This is a genomic window from Arhodomonas sp. KWT, from assembly GCF_010993615.1.
Map to the genome: position 1 here is coordinate 1 of NZ_WNXE01000264.1, position 2,803 is coordinate 2,803.

The window sequence follows — 2,803 nt, forward strand, 5'->3', positions numbered from 1 at the left end:
GCAGAGAGTCGCATGAGCAACCATTTCGATCTGATCTGTATCGGCGGCGGCAGCGGCGGTATCGCCACCGCGCGCCGCGCCGCGAGCTACGGGGCGAACTGCGCGGTGGTCGAGCGCGAGCGCCTCGGCGGCACCTGCGTGAACGTGGGCTGCGTGCCCAAGAAGGTGATGTGGAACGCCGCCAATGCCGCGGATACGCTCCGCCATGCCGGGGACTACGGCTTCGACGTCACCGTCAACGGCCTGGACTGGGGCGCGCTGGTGGCCCACCGCGAGGCCTACATCCAGCGGCTGAACGGCATCTACGCCCGCAACCTGGACAACTCCGACGTCGCGGTGCTGCGGGGCGAGGCGCGTTTCGTCGACCCGCACACCATCGAGGTGCGTGGCGAGCGCTACACCGCGGACCGCTTCGTCATCGCCGTGGGCGGTACGCCGATGTATCCGGACATCCCCGGCGCGGAGCTGGGGATCGACTCCAACGGCTTCTTCGAGCTCACCGCCTGCCCGGACGAGGTCGCCGTGGTCGGTGCCGGCTACATCGCCGTGGAGCTCGCGGGCGTGCTCCACCAGCTCGGGGCGCGGGTGCGCCTGGTGGTGCGCCGGGACTCGCCGCTGCGCACGTTCGACCCGATCATCCGCGAGGCCTACCTGGAGGCGGCGGCCGCCGACGGCATAGAGGTGGTGAACCACTTCGTGCCCGCGCGCCTGGAGCGCCGGCGCGAGGCGCTGTCGCTGCACGCCGAGGACGGCCGTCACCTGGACGGCCTCGACGAGGTCGTCTGGGCCATCGGCCGGGAGCCGGCCACCGCGGCGCTGCGCCCCGCCGCCGGCGGCGTCGAGGTCCGCGCCGACGGCAGCATCCCGGTGGATGATTACCAGGCCACCAACGTGCATCACATCTGTGCCCTGGGTGACGTCACCGGCAACGCCTTCCCCCTCACCCCGGTGGCCATCGCCGCCGGCCGGCGTCTTGCCGACCGGATCTGGGGCGGACAGCCGGGGCGCCACCTCGCCTATGAGACGATCCCCACGGTGGTGTTCACCCACCCGCCCATCGGCACCGTCGGCCTGACCGAGGACCAGGCCCGGGCGGAGTATGGCGACGAGGCGGTGACGGTGCACAGCACGCGGTTCGTGCCCATGGAGTATGCCCTCGCCGATGCCGCGGCCAAGCGCCGCAGCGCGATGAAGCTGGTCTGCGTCGGCGACGCCCGCCAGGTGGTAGGCGTGCACCTGTTCGGCCTGGGGGCGGACGAGATGCTCCAGGGCTTCGCCGTGGCGGTGCGCATGGGGGCGACCAAGGCGGATCTCGACGACACCGTGGCCATCCATCCCACCAGTGCCGAGGAAGTGGTCACCATGGCCTGAGGCCGCGATGGGCGGTATCTTGCGGCCCATGGGCGCACGGAGGGCGGGGGAGCGTCCCCGAGCGTGCCGCAGCCAGGGAGCGAGGACATGATTCGACCGTTCGACGAGAAGTGGCCGCGCATCGCCGACAGCGCGTGGATCGACGAGAGCGCCGTGATCATCGGCGACGTGACCGTCGGTAACGACGTCTCGGTGTGGCCCACCGCCGTGATCCGCGGCGACGTCAACCGCATCGCCATCGGGGATCGCAGCAACGTCCAGGACGGTACCGTGATACACGTCGCCCATGACGGGCCCTACAGCCCCGGCGGTTTCCCCACCGTGGTCGGCGAGGACGTCACCATCGGCCACCGCGCCGTGGTCCACGCCTGCACCGTGGGCAGCCGGGTGCTCGTGGGCATGGGCGCGATCATCATGGACGGTGCCGTGGTCGAGGACGACTGCATCATCGCCGCGGGCACGCTGGTGCCGCCGGGCCGGCGCCTGGATGCCGGCTACCTCTACGTGGGCTCGCCGGCCAAGGCGGCGCGCGAGCTCAGCGCCGGGGAGCGCGAGCAGCTCGTCTACTCCGCCCATCACTACGTCCGGGTGAAAGAGAAGCACGAGGGGCGGCGCTGATGGCACGTCAGGCCCTGACCCTCGCCGGGACCACGGTGCACCCCGGCGAGCGGCGCACCATCGATATCCCGGCGGCGCTGCTCTACACCCACGCGCCGGTGACGCTGCCGGTGCAGGTCATCCACGGCCGGCGTGACGGCCCGGTGCTGCTGGTCAACGCCGCCATCCACGGCGACGAGATCAACGGCGTGGAGATCATCCGCCGGCTGCTCCAGCTGCCGGTCCTGCGGCGCCTGCGCGGCACGCTGCTGGCCGTGCCCATCGTCAACGTCTTCGGCTTCACCGACCGCTCGCGCTATCTCCCGGACCGGCGCGATCTCAACCGTGCCTTCCCGGGCAGCGAGCGCGGCTCGCTCGCCGGCCGCCTGGCGAACCTCTTCCGCACGGAGATCCTCAGCCACGCCAGCCATGTCATCGACCTGCACACCGCGGCGATCCACCGCGAGAACCTGCCCCAGATCCGCGCCAACCTGGACGAACCGGACTGCGCCGCGATGGCCAAGGCCTTCGCCACGCCGGTCGTCGTCAACACCCCGCTGATCGAGGGCAGCCTGCGCAAGACCTGCAGCGACGAGGGCCGGCCGGTGATCACCTACGAGGCCGGCGAGGCACTGCGTTTCGACGAGTCCTCGATCAAGGCCGGCGTGCAGGGCGTGCTCCAGGTCATGTGGCACCTCGGCATGGTCGCCGCCAGCCGCGTGCGCCGGCGCCCGCGCAACAGCTACGCCGCCAACAATAGCAGCTGGACCCGGGCCGAGCAGGACGGCATGTTCCGCGCGATCGTCCCCCTGGGCGAGTACGTGGAGGAGGGCCA

At 71.3% G+C, this 2,803-nt stretch carries 3 protein-coding genes; all 3 read left to right on the plus strand.

Features of this window, described 5'->3' with window-relative positions; genetic code table 11:
- Positions 1-12 precede the first annotated feature (12 nt).
- Positions 13-1,371 (plus strand): glutathione-disulfide reductase, encoded by a 1,359-nt coding sequence (gene gorA, locus G7A99_RS17610; RefSeq protein WP_163142606.1) that lies wholly within the window; start codon positions 13-15, stop codon positions 1,369-1,371.
- An 87-nt stretch (positions 1,372-1,458) separates the two neighbouring features.
- Positions 1,459-1,989 (plus strand): gamma carbonic anhydrase family protein, encoded by a 531-nt coding sequence (locus G7A99_RS17615; RefSeq protein WP_163142609.1) that lies wholly within the window; start codon positions 1,459-1,461, stop codon positions 1,987-1,989.
- Positions 1,989-2,803, plus strand: an 815-nt coding sequence (locus G7A99_RS17620; protein ID WP_163142612.1) for a succinylglutamate desuccinylase/aspartoacylase family protein, incomplete at its 3' end; no start/stop codon positions are given. The genes G7A99_RS17615 and G7A99_RS17620, both read left to right, overlap by 1 nt.